Here is a 17,486-nt window from a genome sequence, read left to right on the forward strand (position 1 = left end):
TCAATCCCTGGGGCGTGTGGGCCGGCTGCCCGCCGCTGCGGGTTCGTCCGCGCACGCCAAGCCAATGTAGGCAGAGCCCTCCCCCTTGCCAAGTAAGTCGGGCGCCCCTGCGGCAAGGCCGTCCCCTCGCCTGGGCGGAGCGGGCCGGATCGTCACGCGGCGGGCCGGGTCGGCGGCGATGGCGAGCCCGCGCAGGGTGCGCCGCACCGCGCGCCCCGATCTCAGCGCCGGCAGCAGGTCGCCGAGGACCAGCCGCTCCAGCCGCTCCAGCCGCCGCGGCAGCGTGCCGCCGGCCCGATCGAGGGCGAGGTCGAGGACGCGCAGCGCGACCGCGTCGGGGAGCGCGGCGAGGATTTGGCCGTCGAGACGGAGCGGGACGATCGCCGCAGCACCCCCTCCCCCCACTGCGGGGGGAGGGAGAGGCGCGACTCCCTCTCCTTCTGGGACAGGAGACCGGCGCCCTCCCACGGACAGCGGCGCCGAGACCGCCTGCCGGAAAGCGGCGTCCGCCGCCGCCGCCAACGCCGCGTCGTCGCGGGCGGCGCGCTCCGCGATCCTTGCGAATCGTTCGGTCGTGAACCCTTCGGCGGCGAGCAGGGGCAGCAATCGGCGCAGGCGCACCCGGCCGTAGCGGTCGTCGGCGTTCGAGGGGTCGCGCGCGAAACCGACGCCCTGCGCCTCGCACCAGGCCACGAGGTCAACCTTGGCGATGTCGAGGAAGGGCCGCGCCAGCGCCAGCCCGGGCTCGAGCGGGCGCTCCCGCCGCATGCCGGCGAGGCCCGCCGGGCCGCTGCCGGCGATCAGGCGCATCAGCACCGTCTCGGCCTGGTCGTCGCGGGTGTGGCCGGTGAGCACGAGGCGTGCGCCGACCGTGCGCGCATGCGCGGCGAGCAGGCGGTAGCGGGCGGCCCGCGCCTCCGCCTGGATCGCGGTACTGGGACGGACGCCCTCCCAGGGCAGGGTCGCGTGGGGCAGGCCGAGCGCCGCGGCGGCGCGGGCGACGGCGCGGGCCTCGTCGGCGGATTCGGGGCGCAGGCCGTGGTCCACCGTCGCGACGAAGAGCGCGCCGGCCCGGCACGCGGCGGCGGCGTGCATCAGGGCGGTGGAATCGGGCCCCCCGGAGACGGCGAGCACCACGGGCGCGTCCCCGGCGAGCCAAGGTGCGAGGGCGTTGGCGAGGGCGCGACGGATCCGGTCACCGGGATCGTCGCGCGGGTCGCTCACGCGGTGCAGCGCGCGCGCTTCTGCTCGCGCGCCACGCTCTGGCGCACGTTCGAGCCGGCGGCGGGGAACTTGCGGTCGAGCTCGGCCAGGGTCGCGCAGGCCTGCTCGCGCGCGCCCAGCGCGTTGAGCGAGACGCCGAGCTTCAGCATCGCCTCCGGCGCCTGGGGCGAGCGGGCGTAGTCGGTCGAGACCTTCAGGAACTGCTCGGCCGCCTCGCGGTTGCGGTTGCGCTGCAGGTAGCTCTCGCCGAGCCAGTAGGTCGCGGCCGGGACGTGGCCGTCGCGCGGGTGCGACTGGATGAACTGGCGGAAGGCCATCTCGGCCTGCTCGTAGCGCTTCTCGCGGATGTGGCCGACGGCGGCCTCGTAGTCGCTCGTCGCGTCCCCGCTGCCGGTGGCGGCGACGCTGGCCGGGGCGCGGGCCGGGCTCGGGAGCGCGCCGGTGGTGCCGACGCGGGCGGGCGGCGACAGGTCGACGGGCTCGTCGTAGCCGGGGGCGCCGCGGGTCTCCGCGTCCTCGCCGTCGTCGATCGCCGGCTCCGGCAGGCGCCGGGTCTGGGCCATCGGGGCGGCGGCGGCCGGCGCAGGCGCCGCGGCCGGGGCGGAGGGCTGGGTCGCGCCGAGCTGCATCGGCGCACCGGGGCGGCCGGGGCTCTGCTCGGGGTCGAAGGCGTCGCCGCGCTTCTGCGGGCGGGCGGCGCCCGGATTGCCGCCGTTGACGGCGCCGGCCGGCTCGCGGCTCGGCGCGGGCGCGGCCTTGCCGCCGCCCTTCTCGTTGAGGCGGAACTCGATGTCCTCCTGGAACTTCCGAAGCTGCTCCTTGAGCTGCCGGTTCTCGTATTGCAGCGTCTCGATCTGCCCGGCCATCATCCGGGACTGGTTCTCGATCCGGTTGAGGCGCACGACGAATTCGGAGGCGTCCTGCGCCGCGGCCGGGGCGGCGAGGCTGAGGACGGCGCAGGAGGCGAGAAGCAGGCGGCGGAGCATGGTGGCACCGGTCGTGACAGGGAGCGCGCAAGGTCGGCGCGAGGCCGGTAGCAGATGCGCTCCAGCACGGCAAAGTTAAGGCGATGCCGGCTCGGGGCCCCTCGAGCCGCACGGCGAGGGCGGGCCTAGGGGGCCGGCCGCATGCAGCGGCGCCCCGGAAGTTGCTGCCACGACCGGCCTGGTGTGAGATGCCCGCCGCGAAGTCCCGAACGGCCGGATGCGAAGCCCCCATGCCGCAGGAACGGATCATCGTAGAAGCGACGGCGTCCGCGCCGGTCGGCGTCGTCCGGGACGCCTACACGATGCCGGATCGGATCACGCAGTGGAATTTCGCGTCCGACGATTGGCATTGTCCGACGGCGACCGTCGACCTTCGGGAAGGCGGCACGTTCACGGCGCGCATGGCGGCGAAGGACGGCAGCATGGGCTTCGATTTCGCGGGCACCGACACCAGGATCGTCCCGAACGAACGGATCGAATACGCCTTCGGCGACCGTCATGCGGTGGTCGAGTTCACCGCGTTGGGCGACCGGACCGGCGTGACGGTCGCGTTCGATCCCGAGACTGATGTCCCCATCGCGCAGCAGCGCAACGGCTGGGCCGCCATCCTCGGCAACCTCTGCCGACACGTGGCGAGAGGGTGAGCCGCGCCGGACGCGTCGGCCGGACGCGTCGCGGCGGGTGCCGTCCCCTGCTCGCCCCTGCCCCGATACGCCCGCCCGAGGAGGCCGCGTTGTGGTGGAGGCAGGATGGCGGGGTCGTTGGGCGACGAAGGTCGCGCCTGCGGTCAGCTTCCGGCGCCGCGGTCGAGCACCGTCACGGCGCGGCGGTTCTGCGACCAGCACGAGATGTCGTTGCAGACCGCGACCGGGCGTTCCTTGCCGTAGGAGACGGTGCGCATCCGCCCGGCGGCGATGCCGCGCGAGGCGAGGTAGTCGTTCACCGCCTGGGCGCGGCGGGCACCCAGCGAGAAGTTGTACTCGCGGGTGCCGCGCTCGTCGGCATGGCCCTCGATGAGGAAGCTGTAGCGCGGGTAGCGCTGCAGCCAGGCCGCCTGCTTGTCGAGGGTGCCGGTCGCGGTGGGCGTCAGGTCGGTCGAGTCGGATTCGAAGAACACCCGGTCGCCGACGTTGACGACGAAGTCCTGCGCGCTGCCGGGGGTGGAGGCGCCGCCGCCGAAGGCGGAGGCGTCGGCGAGGTCCTTGTCGCTGCTGCAGGCCGAGACGGCGAGGCCGGCGCAGAGGGCGAAGCTCAGGGAGGCGGCGCGGAAGGTGGCGGCGCGGAAGCGCGCGGATCGGGGCATGTCTGTCACTCCACGAGCGGACGGTGTGCGCCGGCCCGGTCCCGGGTCGCGGCAGGTCGGCGCGTTGATGTCCGCGCGATCAAACGAGATTGGGCTTTAGGCCTGTCGGGTTAAGCGAAGGTTCCATCAAGCTCGACGCCGGGTTTCCAACGGAGCCGGCCCGCCGCCGATGTGTCGTGGCGCACGCAGGACTCGCGGCGCGCGGACCGGCGTCGCGGGCCCCGTCAGGCACCCGCATTGCGGCGGCCGCGCGGCCCGGCCTCGCGCAAGCGTCGATTCGACCGGAGCGTTGCGGCGGCGCAACAACGGCGCGTCGCGGGCGAGCCCGCGCGGGCATGCGGGGCCGGGGGCGGCGCGCGTTAGGGAAGCGTTAACGCTCGCGGCCTCCACTGAGGCGAAACCTGCCGACCGGATCCACCCCGATGCATCCCGCCCAGAGCGTGCTCATTGTCGAGGACAGCTACCTGCTCCTCGAGATCGTCGCGTCGCTGTGCGAGACGCAGGGCATCCGCGTCATCGAGGCGTCGAGCGGCGAGGCCGCGCTGACGATCCTGCGCGAGCGCGGCCGCACGATCGACTGGCTGTTCACCGACATCCGCCTGCCCGGCCTGATCGACGGCTGGAGCGTGGCCGAGGCCTTCCGCGCGATGCATCCCGACCGGCCGGTGGTCTACACCTCGACCGCCCCCGGCCTGCCGCCGCGCGCCGTCAGCGGCGGCCTCTACCTGCGCAAGCCGTTCCAGATCCGCGACATCGAGCAGGTGGTGCGGATGATGGCGCAGGGCGTCACCGACGAGCCGCTCCGCGCCGCGATGTGATCGTCGCCCGGTCGCGCCGGGGCGTCACGCGACCCGCCCCGGCTCACGCGGCCTCGGCGCGGAACATCGCGACGATCTCCGGCGCGCCGATCCAGGCCTCGACCCGCGCGCAGGCGAGGTCGCTCGGCTCCGCGGCGTCGTACAGGGCGAAGCTCGCCGCCAGGAAGCCGGGCAGGTCGTACAGGACCGGGAAGGCGTCGCCGCGGGGCTTGGTCTTGAACAGGTACGAGCCGGTGAGCCCGTAGATCTCGGCGATCGACGGATAGACCGGCCAGACCACGTCGCGGGCGAGCTCGTCGCCGAGGTAGTCCTCGATCTCCACCGGCTCCGGCGCGAAGCCGCTCTCGACCAGCAGGCGCCGGGCGATGTCGGCGACGACGAAGACCTTCGGGTGGTTGATCACGTGCATGAAGGCGCCGCGCCGGCTCCAGCGGCTCATCTCGCGCTCGAGCCCGAAGGCGACCGTGGCCCCGCCGCCGATCAGCTCGCGGACCGCCGGCTCCCACTGGTCGAGATAGCCGAGCCGCCGGAACACGTCCTCGCGGAACAGCCGCCCGGCCTGGGTCGCGGTGAGGCCGAGGCGGTGGGCGCACAGGGCGATCGCCGAATGGTACTGCCCGAGCGGCGAGCGCGCGAGCTTCAGCGCCGCGAGGTCCTCGACCCGGCCGGCATAGACCATGTCCGGATGGAAGGCCGAGAACACGATCGTCGGAAACAGCTTGGTGCGCGGGTCGCGCCGGCGCAGGACCGCGATGTCGCCGCCGGGGAGCAGCCCGGCCGGGAACAGCTGCGAGAACACGTGGTCGGAGGCGGCGAGCGTCGACACCAGCCCGTCGATGTCGCCGTGGTCGCGCCCGAGCGTCCCCATCGGCAGGAAGCGCACCGGGCTGTTGGGCGCCAGCAGCCGCATCGCCTGGGCCACGCCGCGCGCCTGGCAGTTGCCGAGCACCGCGATGCGCGGGCCGCGCCGACCCGCATCGGCAGCGGGCTTGGCGCGCCACGGTGTCGCCCAGGATGGCGGCGACAACGAGAACGCGCCGCGGGCGCGCCTAGGCAGATCGGACAGGGCCACGTTACGCGCCGGGTGCATCGGGTGGGGCGAAGAAGCTCGGGGCGCGTCGCCGAGGCGGTTGCGCCGGAGGTCGGAGGAAGGGTCTACAGATGACGTCCAACCCCTATAGCGGTCTACCGGCCGAGCGTTTCTGGCGCAAGGTCGTGACCAACGTCGCCCCCTTCGCCGTCGATCCGCGGCCGCGCGCGCCCTTCGCGATCGGCCAGGCCGACAAGGTCGCCACCGGCGGATCGTGCTTCGCCCAGCGCGTCGCCGAGGCGCTTCGGGCGGAAGGTTTCAACTACTACGTGACGGAAGCCGCCCCCGAGGGCACCGCGCCGGCGGAGGCCGACGCGCGCCAGTTCGGCACCTTCTCGGCCCGGTACGGCAACCTCTATTACACGCGCCAGTTCGTACAGCTGTTCGATCGGGCCTACGGCCGGTTCGAGCCCGAGCTGAAGGCGTGGCTGCGCGAGGACGGCCGCTACGTCGACCCGTTCCGCCCCACCGTCGAGCCCGCCGGCTTCGCGGACGAGGCCGCGGTGGTCGCCGCGCGCGACGCGCATCTGGCCGAGGTGCGCCGCCTGTTCGAGACCCTCGACGTGTTCGTGCTGACGCTGGGCCTGACCGAGGGCTGGCGCTGGCGCGCCGACGGCGCCGCCCTGCCGCTCGCGCCCGGCGTCGCCGGCGGCAGCTACGATCCGGCGCTCTACGAATGCGTCAACGCCGGCGCGGCCGAGGTGCTCGCCGACCTGCAGGGCTTCCTCGAGCGGCTCTGGAGCGTGAACCCGACCGCCCGCATCATCCTCACGGTCTCGCCGGTGCCGATGATCGCCACCTACATGGACCGGCACGTGATGGAGTCGAACAGCTACTCGAAGTCGGTGCTGCGCGTGGCGGCCGGCGAGGCCTGCGCCTCCGGCGACCCGCGGGCGGTGTACTTCCCGGCCTACGACATCGTCACCAGCAACGTGAATGCCGGCCGCTACTACAACGACGACCTGCGCACCATCAACGACGCCGGCGTGCGCCACGTGATGCGCTCGTTCCTCGCCACCTTCGCCGCCGACCGCACCGCCCCGGCCCCGGTGCAGGCCGCCCACGACTTCGCCGCCGAATACGAGGGCACGGCGGGCGTGATCTGCGACGAGGAGCAGATCGAGCGCAGCGTGGCGTAAGGGGACGACGCGACCCGTCCCTTCCCTCCCCCGCAGAGGGGGAGGGAAGCGCGCGTCGCGGATAGCCCCTACTGCAGGTGCTTCGTGTAGACCTCGCCCGCCGCCGCCTTGATCGCCGCGCCGCAGTCGCGCCCGATCCGCTCGGCGTCGGCGACCGGGCCCGAGCGCGAGGCGGCCCAGTGGCGGCTGCCGTCGGGGAGGAAGAGCAGGCCGTCGAGGCTGAGCGTGTCGCCCTCGATCCGCGCCAGCGCCGCGATCGGCGTGCGGCAGGATCCGTCGAGCTCGGCCAGGAGCGCGCGCTCGGCGCCGATCGCCGTGGTGGTGCGGGCGCAGGCGAGCGGCGCCAGCAGCGCGTGGATCTCGGCATCGCCCGCGCGGGCCTCGATGCCGAGCGCCCCCTGCGCGACCGCCGGCAGCATCTCCTCGACCGAGAGCACCGAGCGGGCCATGCCCTCCAGCCCGAGGCGCTCGAGGCCGGCGAGCGCCAGCAGCGTCGCATCGCACTCGCCGGCCTCGAGCTTGCGCATCCGGGTGTTGGCGTTGCCGCGGAGCGGCACGATGCGCAGGTCGGGGCGCCGCATCAGCACCTGCGCCGCGCGCCGGAGCGACGAGGTGCCGACCCGCGCGCCCGCGGGCAATTCCGAGAGCCCGGCGGCCCGCGGCGACAGGAAGGCGTCGCGCGGGTCGTCGCGGGCGAGGATGCAGGCGATGACCAGCCCCTCGGGCAGCCAGGTCTCGACGTCCTTCATCGAGTGGACCGCCACGTCGACCTCGTCGGAAAACAGCGCCTGCTCCAGCTCCTTGGTGAACAGCCCCTTGCCGCCGATCTCGGAGAGCGGCCGGTCCAGGATCTTGTCGGCCACCGTGGTGACGACGACGAGCTCGGTCTCCAGGCCCGGGTTGGCCGCCACGATCCGGTCGCGGACCATGCCGGTCTGGGCCAGCGCCATCGGGCTGCCGCGGGTGCCGATGCGGAGGGGACGCTGGATCATGTGCTTCTTGTCTCGCCCGAGCTTTGCGCGAGCATCGTCGGCGGCGGCGGGCGACGCAAGCGCTCGATCCGCTCCGACCCCGTCATTCCGGGGCTGCGAAGCAGAGCCCGGAATCCAGAGCCGCCGACAATGCCCATGACTTTCGCGTCGGCGTGTCCGGACTCCGGGCTCGCCTGCGGCGCCCCGGAATGACGGTGGAGGGGCCCGTCGGCGTCGCGCGCGTCCTCAGAACGCCTTCAGCACCCGTTCCGTGTGCTCCACGGCCGGCGGGCTCGCGAAGCAGGGGGAGACCAGGGCGCGGTAATCCTGCCACGGCTGCGAGCCGGTGAAGTCCCGGGTGTGGGCCTCGAGCGTGTCCCACTCGATCAGCAGGCGGTAGCGCTGCGGATGCTCGACCGAGCGCCGCACGTCGAAGCTGCGGCAGCCGGCGGCGACCCGGAAGATCTCCGCGGCCTCGGCGATGCCGGCCTCGAACGCCGCCTCCATCCCGGGCTTGATCTCGACCTGCGCGATTTCGAGGATCATCGGTGTCGTGTCCTTTGCGGCGGGAGGCCTACTGGAGCGGGCGGCCGAGCTTGCGTGCCAGGATCCGCTGCGGGCTCTTGTCCGGGTCGGCCTGGGCGGAGACCGGCAGGTAGGCGGTCTGCTCCAGCATGTAGCGGCCGCCCATGGCGCCGTGCATCACGAGGTCGGAGAAGGTGACCCAGGTCTGGCCCGGCAGGAACTCCACGTCGGCCTGGGGCGCGCCGGCCTGGTAGTCGGCGTCCTGCTTGAGCGCGTCGTGCAGGTGCAGCATCAGGTGGTCGTATTCCGAGCGCCGCGCCTTGGTGATGCGCAGGGCGGCGAGCAGCCGCGCCGAGAGGGCCGAGTAGCCCGGGAGCTTCGGCAGGAACTTGTCGGCCATCGAGCCGAAATCCTCGCCCACCCGCCACAGGCGCGGCTGGCCGCTCGGGTTGATGTTGCGGAACACCCGCAGGATGCGCTTCTCGCCGATCGGGTTGGAGGGGAAGGCGTCGACGTGCAGCCGGGTGTCGTCGCGGCGCCAGCTCATCTTGCGCCGGTCGACGTCGAAGGGCCGGTACGACGTGCCGGCGAGGCTGATCCCGCTCGCGTATTCCGGTAGGTGGCGCGCGATCAGGTCCTTGGAGAACGCCCGGTAGCGCACCAGCAGCTGGCGCAGCGCCTCCTGCTCCTCCGGCGTGCCGGCGGCGCCCCGGAGGGTCGCGGCCTCGCCCCGGATGTTGACGTTCTTGGCCTTGCCGTCGGCGAAGGGGCGCTCGGTGAAGCGCCGCTCGAAGTCGCTGAACGGGAAGTCGAGATCGGGGAACATCAGCACCGCGCCGCCTTCCAGGGCCGCGGCGAGCGAGCCGTTCGAGGCGGGCCCCGAGGCGGGAACGGTGAGGATCGGGCTGATCATGCGGGTCGCGTGTCCTGTCGCGGGGCCGGCGTCGCGGGTCCGCGGGTTTAGCCGAGGCTCGGGGCGAGGGCCAGCGCGGCGGTTTTACCGGTGGATGACGGCGCCGGCATCCTGTCATCCCGGGATGCCGCAGTCGCGACGCCTTGCGCAACCGATGCGAAGGCGGCACGTTCTCCCCCTGTTCCGGGCGGTCTCGCCCGCACAAGGATCATTCGCCGATGGCGACGTTGAAGGAATTCGAGGAGTCGCTGCGCGAGCACGGCATGAACATGGCGCTCGCCCTGCTGGAGCGCCTGCGCGAGCGCGACCGTGCGATCCGCACCGTGAAGCCCGCTCGGCGCCTGACCGGCCAGAAGATGACGCCGGAGCTGGCCCACGCCATCCTCGACCTGCACGCCTCCACCGGCATGACGCAGCAGGAGATCGCCTTCAAGGTCGGCGTGAACCAGGGCCGGGTCAACGAGGTGATCAAGCGCGGCAAGTGGCTCGACGGCGATCCGCACGCCCCCGAGGCCGTGGCCCGCGACAAGGCCCTGGCCCGCCTGCGCGGCGAGCCGACGGCGCGCAAGGCCCCCGCGGCGAAGCGCGCCGCGGGAAAGAGCACCCCGGCCAAGGCGAAGACCGTCCCGGCGCCCCGGCGCAACCAGGGGCAATTGGCCTTCGGCGATCTCTGAGGCGCCGGGCGCAGGCATCGGCTTCGTCCGAGAGCCTGCAACCGGCTTCGGGACGATGACTTAATCCGTCAGGTCCGGGCTGAGGTCCTTCGGCCGCACGAACCGCTCCAGGCGGCCGTCGCCGTCGATCGCGCCCCAGCTTTCCGCATCGAATTCGATCACCGCCAGCGCCGCCGTGGGAAAGCCCTGCGCGAGGCGGCTTCGCGCCGCGCGCGGGCCGGCGCCGACCAGCCGGTCGGCCAGCGCCTCCATGCCGGGATTGTGGCCGATCAGGATCAGCGTCTCGGCGGAATCGGGGGCGGCGCGGACCGCCTCGAGCAGCGATGCCGGGGGCGCCTCGTAGATCGTCTCGACGATCTGCGCGGGAACCGCGCCGAGCGAGGCGGCCACCGCCTCCCAGGTTTCCCGCGTGCGCTTTGCGGGCGAGACCAGGGCGAGGTCGGGATGCAGGCCCTCGCTCGCGAGGTAGGCGCCCATCCGCGGCGCGGCCTCGCGCCCGCGGGCGTCGAGGGGCCGGTCGATGTCGGGGACGCCCGCCGGCCGGTCCGACTTGGCGTGGCGCAGGAGCAGCAGGCGGCGCATCAGGCGAACCCGACGATCGGATGCGGGGTGTAGAGCGACTCCAGCGCCGCGATCTCGTCGTCCGTGAGCACGAGGTCGAGGGCCGCGACCGCATCGGTCAGGTGGCCGGGCTTCGCGGCGCCGATGATCGGCGCGGCGACCTCGGGCTTGGCCGCGATCCAGGCCAGGGCCACCTGCGCGCGCGGCACGCCGCGGGCCTCGGCGATCTCGGCGACCTTGGCGATGATCGCCCGGTCGGCGTCGGCCGCCGCGTCGTAGAGGCCCTTGCCGACGGCGTCGCTGTCCTGGCGCGCGCTGGTGGCGTCGGCGTCGCGGGTCAGCCGCCCGCGGGCGAGCGGGCTCCACGGCAGCACGGCGATCCCCTGGTCGCGGCAGAGCGGCAGCATCTCGCGCTCCTCCTCGCGATGCAGCAGGTTGACGTGGTTCTGCATGGTCGCGAACCGGGTCCAGCCGTGGAGATCGGCGGTGTAGAGCGCCTTCGAGAACTGCCACGCATACATCGACGAGGCGCCGAGATACCGCGCCTTGCCGGCCTTCACCACGTCGTGCAGCGCCTCCAGCGTCACCTCGATCGGGGTCCCGTAGTCCCAGCGGTGGATCTGGAACAGGTCGACGTGGTCCATGCCGAGCCGCTTCAGGCTGGCGTCGATCGCCGCGAAGATCGCCTTTCGCGACAGCCCGCCGGCATTGGGCCGGTCCGTCAGCGGGTAGTAGCACTTGGTCGCGACGACGAGGCTGTCGCGGTCGCCGTAATCGCGCAGCGCGCGGCCGACGATCTCCTCGCTGGTGCCGTCGGAATAGTAGTTGGCCGTGTCGAAGAAGTTGATGCCGAGGTCGAGCGCCTGGTGGATCAGCGGGCGGCTCTCGTCCTCCGGCAGCGTCCAGGGATGGGGGCCGCGCTCGGGGATGCCGTAGGTCATGCAGCCGAGGCAGAGGGCGGACACGTCGAGGCCGGTGCGGCCGAGTTTCTTCATCTTCATGCGGCGGCTCTTGGTTCTCTCGATCTGACGGCCGCGTTTTGGCCAAGGTGGCAGGCGGCGTTCCGCTGCCCCCAATTCATCGCCTCATCCTGAGGTGCCCGCGCGAGCGGGCCTCGAAGGAGCCCTCCGGAGGTCGCGCGGTCCCTGGAACCCTCCTTCGAGGCCTCCGCTTCGCTGCCGGCCCCCCAGGATGAGGGGGTGGAGGGGAAGAGCGGAAGGCTCAGCCCCCCCGCCCCTCGCGCCGCATCATGAAGGCCAGCTTCTCGAACAGGCTGACGTCCTGCTCGTTCTTGAGCAGCGCGCCGTGCAGCGGCGGGATCAGCTTGCGGGCGTTGGTCTCGCGCAGGGTCTCGGGGTCGACGTCCTCCGAGACCAGGAGCTTGAGCCAGTCGAGCAGCTCGGAGGTCGAGGGCTTCTTCTTCAGGCCCGGCACCTCGCGGGTCTCGAGGAACACCCGCAGCGCCTCCTCGACGAGGCGATGCTTGATGCCGGGATAGTGCACCTCGACGATTCGCCCCAGCGTCTGCGCGTCCGGGAACTTGATGTAGTGGAAGAAGCACCGGCGCAGGAACGCGTCCGGCAGCTCCTTCTCGTTGTTCGAGGTGATGATCACCACCGGGCGGCGGGCCGCCTTCACCGTCTCGCCGGTCTCGTAGACGAAGAACTCCATGCGATCGAGCTCGGTCAGCAGGTCGTTCGGGAACTCGATGTCGGCCTTGTCGATCTCGTCGATCAGCAGCACCGGGCGCGCGTCGGCCGTGAAGGCCTCCCACAGCTTGCCGCGGCGGATGTAGTGGGAAATCTCCGAGACGCGGGGATCGCCGAGCTGCGAGTCGCGCAGCCGCGAGACGGCGTCGTACTCGTACAGGCCCTGCTGCGCCTTGGTGGTCGACTTGACGTTCCAGGTGAGCAGGTCGGCGCCGAGCCCCTTGGCGATCTCCTCGGCCAGCACCGTCTTGCCGGTGCCGGGCTCGCCCTTCACCAGCAGCGGCCGCTCCAGCACGATGGCGGCGTTGACGGCCGCCGTGAGGTCGGGCGTCGCGACGTAGGACTCGGTTCCGGTGAAGCGCATCGGGCTGTTTCGTCCTGGCGGGCCGGCACGGCCGACCCGTCCGACATAGGGCGCAAAGCCGGTCGCGGGCAACGCCCCAGGGACGCGGCCCGCTCATCCCGAGTCTCGTGGGTCGGGACCCATGAGGTCCGGCGGGCCGCCGCCCCGCCGTCGCGGGGAGCCGGACCGCGACGCGTCGAACGCGTCGCGGTCCGGTCTTCGCCCGGCCTAGCGGTCGGCCTTGGCGCCGGCGGTGGTCAGCTCGATGTAGCGCAGGGTCGTCGGGCGCACGAGCTCGCGCACCTTGGCGGCCATGCCCTCCTCCTCCTTTAGCGATTGCTGGAAGGCCGCGGCATGGCCCTGCTGGCCCGCCGCCTCGCCGATCGCCAGCAGCGAGGTGTAGGCGGCGATCTCGAAGTTCTCGAAGGCGTGGTTGGCGTAGGCGTTCTTCAGGATCTCGTCCTGGGCCGGGGCGTGCCCGAGCGCCATCATGTTGCCGACGAAGCCGAGAAAGCCCTCCTTGAGCGCCGAGGGGCTCTCGGAGAGGCCGTGCAGCGCCTCCTCCAGGCGGGTGCGCTGGCCGTGGGTCTCGTCGATGTGGCGGCGGAGCGCCGCCTCCATCTCGGGATAGTTCTGCAGCCGTTCGACCTGACGCTCCATGATCTGGAGCGCCTGCATCTCCAGGGCATGCGTGTTCTTCAGCGCCGTGACGTAGATGTCGCGCGTGTCGAGGGCCATGTTCGGATCTCCTGATCGGCGGCCGGAGCCCGGCCGCGCCTATGGGAGAGACCCGGCGCCCGCCGGCCAAGTTTCCCGGGAGTCGCGCACGCGCTCAATGTGACGCAGCGCGGCAGATCTCCCGCGTGCGTCTCGCACGTGTGTGGCGCACGCCTTCCCTCCCCCGCACCCAAGCTGGGCTCCCCCCACCTCGGGCACACGGGGTGCGGATCTCGGGCGGGCCCGAGATCCGTCGGGGGGAGGGAAACGGCGGCGCTTCTCAGGCGAGCAGGGTGTCGGACGGCTCGCTGTCGGAGGGGCGGTCGTCCTCGGAGCTTTCCGGGGCGGTCTCGATCACCGGCTCGACCGCGGCGGCGACCGGCTCCGAGCGGATCGTCACGGTGTCGCCCTCGATGGAGAAGCGCACGTTCATGGCGGCGGCGCGGGCGACGAGGCCGGCATAGTAGGGCAGGATGCCGTGGGCATCGACGACGCCGTTCTCGGGCGTGCCGGCGATCAGCGCCTCGACATGGGGCGGGATGCGGGCATGCGAGCCCTTGGCGACCAGCACCAGGGTCGGCGCCTCGCCGTCGCCGGTCACCGTCACGTCGAGCAGGCCGCCGCGCGGGATCGCGCCGGTGGCGATCATCACGAGGTTGAGGAGCAGCTTGACCTTGTTCTTCGGGTAGAGCGCCACCGGCGCGCTCCAGCTGAGCTGGGTCTTCTCGTCGGAGAACATGCCGCGCGAGACCTTCTCCGCGTCGGCGAGGTCGATCGAGGCGCCGGCCGAGCCCGCCGCGCCGAAGGCGATCCGGGCGAATTGCAGGCGGGCGGAGGCGTGGCGCGCGCTCTTGCGGATCAGGTCGAGGGCGAACTCGCGCATCGACTCGTCCTGGTCGTCCTCCAGCACCTCGAGCCCGTTCACGATCGCGCCCACGGGGCTGATCACGTCGTGGCAGACGCGGGAGCACAGCAGCGCGGAGAGGTCGAGGGCGTCGAGGGTCACGGCATTCATGGCACGCTCCGGGCGTTTTCTTCGGACTTGGTCTTCGGACTTGGTCGTCCGGCTTGGCGACGCGGAACTCGGCCGCGGGCTTGGCGACGCGGAACTCGGCCGCGGGGCGGCCCTGCCCGCACGGATAGACGCCACATCCGCCTTTGCAAAGGGTTACGGGGGAGGCGCGACGCGGCAAGCCGATCGCCGGCCGGCCCTCGGACCGGAGCGGCAGGCGCCCGGCTCGGTCCGCCGCCCCGCGCGCGCCCTCAGGTCCGGTAGAACAGCACCCGCCCGTCCGCCCGCATCTGAAGCAGGGCGTCGAACTCGCGCACGTTGCGGGTCAGCACGGCGAACCCGTGCTTCATCGCCTGCACGAACAGCACGCAGTCGTGGAGGGCCTTCATCCGCTCGTCGCGGCCGTAGCCCTGAACCCGCGCGAGGATGCCCGCATACACGGCGGCCTGGGCGAGGATGTCGGCATCCGGCCCGAACAGGCGATGCGCCGGCATGGCATCGATCGCCGCTTCGATCGCCGCGACGGCGCCCTCGGTCCGGGCGTCGCCCGGATCCAGCACGCCGACCGCATGCATCAGCTCCTGGACGGCGACAGTGCGGTGGTTCACCAGCCGGATCGCGAGCAGGTCCGCGACGATCGCGGGCGCCCTGCCCTGCATCTGGTCGATGTAGACGCAGGTATCGAGGAGAAGGGCGTTCCCGGCCGATGCCTCGGTCCCGAGAAACGGAAGACGGTCGTCGGGTCGGCGTCCCAGGGTCCTGACCGGAGCCTGCCTCCGAACCCGCTCGGCGGACCGGAAGTCGAACGCCACGCGCTAGAATCCGAGGTCCAGCCCGGGATCGACCGTGCCTCTCAACGCTCGAAACACGTCGGCGAAATCGTCTTCGATCGCCAGGTTGGCCAGGGCGAACTCCACCAGCTCGGTGTCCGACCGGATGCCGGTGCGGGCTTTCGCGCGCTCGATCAGTTCCGGCGACACGCGCCCGGAAATCCGCCCGCCTTTTTTCGCGATCAGGCCGCTCTCCTGCGCCCGCGCCAGCACGGCCTGAACCTTCGCCTTGGACGAGGCCGCCGCCACGATCGCCATAGGATCGGGCGACACGCGGTGCAATCGGGCGCCCGATCCGCTCGGTCCTCCGCGTGGAGGCTCGTCGCGAAGGCGGTCTGCGCCCGTCCCATGCGCCCGGCTCGGCGAGCGCGCCCGCAGGCCCGGCAAACCTCTGGAGGCGTGCGACGCGCACGACCGGCACCGGGATGCCGGCGCGCCTATTCCAGCCGCACCACGACGCTGTCGCTCGCGCCGGTCGCGTCGAGGACCGAGATGCGGGCGAAGCCGGCGCCGTCGGGGACCCATTCGGACTGTCGGCGGGGGGAATCGGCCACCGGGCGGCCGCCGACCATCCAGGTCAGCGGCGGTACGCCGCCCAGCGCCTTCAGGGCGAGGCGCTCCTGCTGCGCCGCCTCGCCCGGGTGATCCTGAAGCCCGAGATCGATCCGGGCGCCGTCGGGCGGGTAGGCGATCTTCAGGGGCGCGGTATCGGCGGCGGCCAGGGTCTTGGGGGCGTCGCGGCGGATGTGGCGGAGCGGCGGCGGCAGGCAGGCCGACGTGGTGACCAGCGCGTCGCGCGGCTGCGCCACCGGCTCCGGCTCGCCGCCGAAGCGCGCGAACGCGTCGAACAGGATAGGCGCGGCGACCGCGCGCCCGACGAGGCCCGGCACCGCGGCGCCGTCCGGCCGCCCGACCCAGACCGCGATCGTCACCCGCCGGTCGAACCCGGCCGCCCAGGCGTCGCGATAGCCGAACGAGGTGCCGGTCTTGTAGGCGATGCGGCCGGGCAGCGCGTTCTCGGGGGGCGGTGCGCCGCGCAGGATGTCGGCGACGTACCAGGCCGCCACCGGCTCGGCGACGCGGCGCGCGGAGTCGGGCGGCGCCGGCCGGTCGGCGCGGCGGATCAGGTCGGGCATCGCGCCGCCGCGGGCGAGGCCGGCATAGAGCCGGGCGAGGTCGGTCAGCGTGATCCCGAGGCCGCCCAGCGCCACGGGTAGGCCCGGCGCGGCGTCGCGCGGCAGCAGGATCGCGGCGCCGGCGGCCCTGAGGCGGGCGATGAAGCGGGCCGGGCCGACCGCCTCCATCAACGCGACGGCGGGCACGTTGAGCGAGAGCTGCAGGGCGCGGCGGGCGGTGACGGTGCCTTGATACGTGAGGTCGAAGTTCTCGGGCGCGTAGGCGGCCGCGTACCGGGCCGGGCGGTCGTCGAGCAGCGTCTCGGGATGGGCGAGCCCGCTCTCGAAGGCCTGCGCGTAGATGAAGGGCTTGAGCGCCGAGCCCGGCGAGCGCACCGCCAGCGTCATGTCGATGGCGCCGCGGCGCGCGGCGTCGCGGTAGCCGGCGCTGCCGACCTGGGCGAGCACCGCGCCGGTGCGGTTGTCGATCGCCAGGATCGCCGCCGACAGGCCAGGCCCCGCGGCCTGCGCGCGCTCCGTCGCCAGCTGCTCGAGGCTCGCCTGGAGCCGGCCGTCGAGGGTCAGGCGCAGCACGCTCGCCGACGGGTCGGCGGCGACCGCCGCCTCCGCCGCGTGCGCCGCCGCCATCGGGAACGGGCGTCGCAGGTCCGGCACCGGCTCGGCCTTGGCGGCGGCGGCCTCGCTGCGCGTGATCGCGCCGCGGGCGGCGACGATGTCGAGCACCCGGTCCCGCGCCCGGCGGGCGTTGGCGGGAAAGCGGTCCGGCCGGCGGGTCTCGGGCGCCTGCGGCAGGGCGACGAGGAGGGCGGCTTCGGCGAACGAGAGCCGGGCCGGCTCGCGGCCGAAATAGGCGAGCGCCGCCGCCCGCACGCCCTCGACCGGGCCGCCATAGGGCGCGAGCGCGAGGTAGAGGTCGAGCACGCCGGCCTTGCCGAAGCGCCGCTCGAGCGCGACCGCGCGGACCATCTGCCGGAGCTTTGCGGCGAGCGAGCGTTCGGCGCGCGGCTCGACCAGGCGGGCGACCTGCATCGACAGGGTCGAGCCGCCGGAGACGATCCGTCCGTGCGCCAGCCATTGCCACGCGGCGCGCAGCGTCGCCGCCGGGTCGATGCCGGGATGGTCGGCGAAGCGCCGGTCCTCGTAGGCCGTGAGCATCGCGAGATAGCGCGGGTCGACGGACGCCGCCGTCACCGGCAGCCGCCAGCGCCCGTCCGGCGTCGCGAACGGGCGCAGCAGGGTCCCGCGGGCGTCGACCACGATGGTGGAGCGCAGGTCCGCCTGCGCCAGGTCGAGGGGCGGCAGCGCGGCGGCGAAGCGCCAGAGGGCGAGAAGGGGGATGGCGACGAGAATCGCGATGATGATGACAAACCCCCGCCACGTCCCTCCCCCCTCGGCGGGGGAGGGTGGCCCCTGCGTGAGCAGGGGTCGGGAGAGGGGAGCGACCTTTCCGGATACGGCGCTCCCCTGTCCCCCCCTGCCACGCAGGGTCCCCTCCCCCGCAGAGGGGGGAGGGACGCGCGGGCAGCCGCCCATCC

General features: G+C 73.1%; 19 protein-coding genes. 4 read left to right on the top strand and 15 right to left on the bottom strand.

Features of this window, described 5'->3' with window-relative positions:
* Both tilS and ybgF read right to left on the bottom strand, forming a co-directional pair.
* Entirely contained in the window at positions 1 to 1,224 is a 1,224-nt protein-coding gene (gene tilS, locus MKK64_RS24705; protein WP_409568007.1) for a tRNA lysidine(34) synthetase TilS, read from the bottom strand.
* Positions 1,221 to 2,210, bottom strand: coding sequence for a tol-pal system protein YbgF (gene ybgF, locus MKK64_RS24710; protein ID WP_243938208.1), 990 nt, complete (start codon positions 2,208 to 2,210; stop codon positions 1,221 to 1,223). Before ybgF ends, tilS begins: the two co-directional genes overlap by 4 nt.
* A 230-nt stretch (positions 2,211 to 2,440) precedes the next feature.
* Between ybgF and MKK64_RS24715 the strand changes: the two genes are divergently transcribed.
* Positions 2,441 to 2,854 carry an SRPBCC domain-containing protein gene (locus tag MKK64_RS24715; RefSeq protein ID WP_243938211.1) on the top strand — a complete coding sequence of 138 codons (414 nt, stop codon included), beginning with the start codon at positions 2,441 to 2,443 and terminating at the stop codon, positions 2,852 to 2,854.
* A gap of 143 nt (positions 2,855 to 2,997) precedes the next feature.
* On the opposite strand, the gene pal is transcribed toward MKK64_RS24715, so the two are convergent.
* A complete protein-coding gene (gene pal, locus MKK64_RS24720; RefSeq protein ID WP_147729567.1) occupies positions 2,998 to 3,513 on the bottom strand; it encodes a peptidoglycan-associated lipoprotein Pal in 516 nt (171 codons plus the stop codon).
* Between the two features lie 422 nt (positions 3,514 to 3,935).
* On the opposite strand from pal, the gene MKK64_RS24725 reads away from it, so the two are divergent.
* On the top strand, positions 3,936 to 4,331 hold the full coding sequence (locus tag MKK64_RS24725; protein ID WP_243938212.1) for a response regulator: 396 nt from the start codon (positions 3,936 to 3,938) through the stop codon (positions 4,329 to 4,331).
* 43 nt (positions 4,332 to 4,374) lie between these two features.
* On the opposite strand, the gene MKK64_RS24730 is transcribed toward MKK64_RS24725, so the two are convergent.
* Positions 4,375 to 5,403: a WcbI family polysaccharide biosynthesis putative acetyltransferase gene (locus MKK64_RS24730; RefSeq protein WP_243938214.1), complete on the bottom strand. Its 1,029-nt coding sequence runs from the start codon at positions 5,401 to 5,403 to the stop codon at positions 4,375 to 4,377.
* 89 nt (positions 5,404 to 5,492) lie between these two features.
* Between MKK64_RS24730 and MKK64_RS24735 the strand changes: the two genes are divergently transcribed.
* Positions 5,493 to 6,560: a GSCFA domain-containing protein gene (locus MKK64_RS24735; RefSeq protein WP_147860066.1), complete on the top strand. Its 1,068-nt coding sequence runs from the start codon at positions 5,493 to 5,495 to the stop codon at positions 6,558 to 6,560.
* 68 nt (positions 6,561 to 6,628) lie between these two features.
* Here MKK64_RS24735 and hemC read toward each other — a convergent pair whose 3' ends face one another.
* The 3 genes from hemC to MKK64_RS24750 form a co-directional block, all read right to left on the bottom strand.
* Positions 6,629 to 7,552: a hydroxymethylbilane synthase gene (hemC, locus tag MKK64_RS24740; protein ID WP_147729055.1), complete on the bottom strand. Its 924-nt coding sequence runs from the start codon at positions 7,550 to 7,552 to the stop codon at positions 6,629 to 6,631.
* 225 nt (positions 7,553 to 7,777) lie between these two features.
* On the bottom strand, positions 7,778 to 8,077 hold the full coding sequence (locus tag MKK64_RS24745) for an antibiotic biosynthesis monooxygenase family protein (protein WP_147729054.1): 300 nt from the start codon (positions 8,075 to 8,077) through the stop codon (positions 7,778 to 7,780).
* A gap of 28 nt (positions 8,078 to 8,105) precedes the next feature.
* The gene (locus MKK64_RS24750; protein ID WP_147729053.1) at positions 8,106 to 8,969 is read right to left on the bottom strand and encodes a Kdo hydroxylase family protein; all 864 of its coding nucleotides are present in this window, start codon (positions 8,967 to 8,969) and stop codon (positions 8,106 to 8,108) included.
* Between the two features lie 218 nt (positions 8,970 to 9,187).
* Here MKK64_RS24750 and MKK64_RS24755 point away from each other — a divergent pair, with 218 nt between their 5' ends.
* Positions 9,188 to 9,643 (top strand): RNA polymerase subunit sigma-70, encoded by a 456-nt coding sequence (locus tag MKK64_RS24755; protein ID WP_243933690.1) that lies wholly within the window; start codon positions 9,188 to 9,190, stop codon positions 9,641 to 9,643.
* 60 nt (positions 9,644 to 9,703) lie between these two features.
* Here the strand turns inward: MKK64_RS24755 and MKK64_RS24760 are convergent, their stop codons facing one another.
* From MKK64_RS24760 to pbpC, 8 genes are all read right to left on the bottom strand, one after another.
* On the bottom strand, positions 9,704 to 10,225 hold the full coding sequence (locus tag MKK64_RS24760) for a SixA phosphatase family protein (protein WP_147843514.1): 522 nt from the start codon (positions 10,223 to 10,225) through the stop codon (positions 9,704 to 9,706).
* Entirely contained in the window at positions 10,225 to 11,205 is a 981-nt protein-coding gene (locus MKK64_RS24765; protein ID WP_243938216.1) for an aldo/keto reductase, read from the bottom strand. The genes MKK64_RS24760 and MKK64_RS24765 overlap by 1 nt, the downstream gene beginning before the upstream one ends.
* 220 nt (positions 11,206 to 11,425) lie before the next feature.
* Complete coding sequence (locus tag MKK64_RS24770) at positions 11,426 to 12,277, bottom strand: AAA family ATPase (protein ID WP_147843516.1); 852 nt, start codon at positions 12,275 to 12,277, stop codon at positions 11,426 to 11,428.
* 207 nt (positions 12,278 to 12,484) lie between these two features.
* Positions 12,485 to 12,994 (bottom strand): ferritin-like domain-containing protein, encoded by a 510-nt coding sequence (locus MKK64_RS24775; RefSeq protein WP_147860068.1) that lies wholly within the window; start codon positions 12,992 to 12,994, stop codon positions 12,485 to 12,487.
* 259 nt (positions 12,995 to 13,253) lie between these two features.
* Positions 13,254 to 13,988, bottom strand: a complete 735-nt coding sequence (gene chpT, locus MKK64_RS24780) for a histidine phosphotransferase ChpT (protein WP_147728838.1) — start codon at positions 13,986 to 13,988, stop codon at positions 13,254 to 13,256.
* A 248-nt stretch (positions 13,989 to 14,236) separates the two neighbouring features.
* Positions 14,237 to 14,797: a type II toxin-antitoxin system VapC family toxin gene (locus MKK64_RS24785; protein ID WP_243938218.1), complete on the bottom strand. Its 561-nt coding sequence runs from the start codon at positions 14,795 to 14,797 to the stop codon at positions 14,237 to 14,239.
* Positions 14,798 to 14,800: 3 nt separating this feature from the next.
* Entirely contained in the window at positions 14,801 to 15,073 is a 273-nt protein-coding gene (locus MKK64_RS24790) for a hypothetical protein (protein ID WP_243933694.1), read from the bottom strand.
* A 179-nt stretch (positions 15,074 to 15,252) separates the two neighbouring features.
* Complete coding sequence (gene pbpC / locus MKK64_RS24795; protein WP_243938220.1) at positions 15,253 to 17,484, bottom strand: penicillin-binding protein 1C; 2,232 nt, start codon at positions 17,482 to 17,484, stop codon at positions 15,253 to 15,255.
* Between the last annotated feature and the right edge of the window lie 2 nt (positions 17,485 to 17,486).

It is taken from the genome of Methylobacterium sp. E-025, assembly GCF_022829705.1.
Taxonomy (GTDB): Bacteria; Pseudomonadota; Alphaproteobacteria; order Rhizobiales; family Beijerinckiaceae; genus Methylobacterium.